The organism is Mesorhizobium abyssinicae, assembly GCF_049887195.1.
GTDB classification, from domain to species: Bacteria; Pseudomonadota; Alphaproteobacteria; order Rhizobiales; family Rhizobiaceae; genus Mesorhizobium; species Mesorhizobium abyssinicae.
On record NZ_JARAKC010000066.1, the window covers coordinates 1 to 2926 of the forward strand.

Genomic DNA, 2926 nt, shown 5'->3' on the forward strand with positions numbered 1-2926 from the left:
ATCTGACGCGGGGCGTTGAGTCTCGGTGGCTGTCGTCAAGCAGATCAGCGCCAGACGTCGTGGTCCGAGGCGGAGATCGGTGGCCCGCCCGCACGTACGGAGGGCGAGCCATGGGAGAGTATAGCGAAGCATTTGTTGCGTTTGATGTAACCATCACCGCAACCGGCTCCGACGCTGCGCTATTTGGTGGCTCCGCGTCTTCGCCGGTTGCTCAACCCGCCCACACCGCGTAACAGTCGAGCCTCCAATCGCCACCGGATGACATCTCAGTGGCACGTCAGTAATGCTGAAAATGCGTGTGAGCAATAAGCGAACCCGCAACGGGGAAGTGATGTGAAACCCTACCATAACGGATGGTTCAATTCGGAAGCTCGGATGTGCGAGTACGCTGCCCCGCAAGAGCGGCAGCGGGTGAGTCAACGATCGGGAGACACGTGCGCTGATCAAGTGGAATTCGAACAACAGCTGAGCGATTTGCAGCCCATTTCCTCTCGTGAGAACTTCAGTGATGCTAGTTCCCCTGGTGCTCGCCCCGGGGAGGCGCATGGAAGGACCCAGCGCACTGATATCGGGGGGCGATGCTGATGCCGTCGCAGTCCGACCCGCCGGATAACCGGTTCAGCAGCGCGCGCCACAGCGTAGACCCGCCTCGCACTCCCCTCGACGGCTCGAATGGACTGGCTTCGCAGTCTGACTTGCATGACAGGCTATTCACCAGCACGAACTACACCGCGCCCTCGGAAGAGCAGCCTACGGCGCGGACGAAGGACGGCAAAAGCCGGGGACTGCCGTCGCGTGTTAAGACAAGGGTCGGCAGAGTCTTTGCGGAGAATCGTGGCGAGAAGTCGTCTGGCGGCTCGGTGTCGGAAATCCATCCAAATCGTCGCATGTATTACGCCAAGCGACGCAGCGCGATTGAGCCCTTTGAGTCGGACAAAGTGCTCGTTTCCAGGTTTATGAGAGCGTCCGCCGGCAGCGCGTTCATGCAGACCGCCCAGAGAAACGCATCTCATTTAGAAAGTTTCAGTGCTTGGCTTAACGAGCGCGAGAGGGACTCAATTACCGACCGGCTGACCGAGCACGGGTTGAAGGACGATGCGCGAGAGTATGCGGAGCAAGTGGACCGTACTGGCAGTAAAAACGTCAAAGATCAAATCATTGAGGCGTTGGAAAATCTACGGCAGTCCGATCTCCCTGCAGCTGAGTCCACAGATGACGAGAGGCTTATTGCCGAGTTCCGCGAGGCGGCCGAATCCGCCGGCCGTGCGAGAAACACCGTTGGTGGGTGGGTGACGAGTCTGCATAAATTTCGCACCTGGCTTCGGCCCACGAACTTAACGCTGTCCAGCTTGCTTGATCGCCCCGATGAGCTGAATCGACTTGCGACACTCTCTGGCACAAGAGATATCCATGCAGCATCGACAGTGCTTCAGGAGTTCCATGCCGCGAAAGTCGAGGAACGCGCCCCAGATTTCAATCCCCACCGCCGACAGCGCTTGGCTGCCCCTCCTGCCGAAGATGCTGCGCTCATGAAGAGATTCAAGACAGCAGCTAAGCGAGCCGACGTTCCCATAAATACGATTGACAGCAGTCTGATACACGCGAAGAAGTTCGCCAACTGGCTCCATGAAAACAACAAGGAACCATTGGCTTCTCGGTTTCGAAATGAGGCGCTGGCGGACGATATCGAGGCATATAGAGCACAGGGCAACGACCCTGAGAACCGTCTTCTATCGACGCTGACTCATCTCCGGAGGCTTTTGCCGGGGGGCGAAAACATCCAACAAATCGGGCCCGGCCCACGCCTCATGGGACGCCGTACCCTGGATGCTTATCCCGACGACGCCGAATTTATCGACCTCGTGACACAAGAAAGATTGAGCACCCTTGGACCTGAGCCGACTGCGAAACAGAAGTACCCTATTTTCAATACGGCTAGCGTGCAACGCAGGTTTAGCGATTGGCTCCAAAGGGAGAAGAAGGGGAGCATAGTGAGCCGACTCAAGGGGGATAAGCAGCAACAAAGCGAGTTGATGCGAGATGTCAAGGACTTCAAACGAGTCACTAAGAACACCAAGCTGCGTCTCGACTGTCTTTCGCAATATCTACAAGTCCTTGAGGCGAACAGAGCGCTGAGCGGTATGGGTGGCGTTGAGCAGGCGGGTCGGGAGCCGTGGCCGACCGGATCGAACTTGTCGTGGTCGCCGCAGATCCCGTCTGATTTTGACCCAAGAATGTGGCCAACTCCGGAAGCCACGTCACTACAGGCCGAACGGCACGAATCTGCCGGCTCCGGCTCGAATTGGTCCCCGCAGACTCCGTCTGATTTTGACCCAAGAATGTGGCCAACTCCGGAAGCCACGTCACTACAGGCCGAACGGCAGGAACCTGCCGGCTCCGGCTCGAATTGGTCCCCGCAGACTCCGTCTGATTTTGACCCAAGAATGTGGCCAACTCCGGAAGCCACGTCAGTACAGGCCGAACGGCAGGAACCTGCCGGCTCCGGCTCGAATTGGTCGCCGCAGATTCCGTCTGATTTTGACGCGACTATGTGGCCAACGCCGGAATCCACGTCGGCTCGCTCGTCTGACATCTACCGCGGTCTTGATTCCCTGGTCGACTTGCCGTCCACACCGGCCGAGCTGCGTGATGATGCCCATTATGCCCCGCCTCCAGGTACAGCCTCCGACGCTCAGGTTAAGGCGCTCGATCCGCAAGCCTCGTCTCACGACCGCAGCGGGCTGGCGCTCGACGCCACGCAATGGCTGGGGGATCGGCACATCCAGAGAGACTACGAGCTGCTGGCGCAGGAGCTGCAGAGGGACAATCCAGATCTCGCCTCGCGAACGCGCCTCGTCGACCCGCTGATAGCCCATTACCATCTGCGCCTGGGCTCCGATAATGCCACCCTCGGGGCTTTCCAGCG

The 2926-nt window shown here is 58.8% G+C and carries 1 pseudogene; it reads left to right on the forward strand.

Annotated elements, in window-relative coordinates:
- Nucleotides 1–887 precede the first annotated feature (887 nt).
- Nucleotides 888–2926: pseudogene (locus tag PU724_RS33540) on the forward strand (hypothetical protein); the annotation flags it as partial.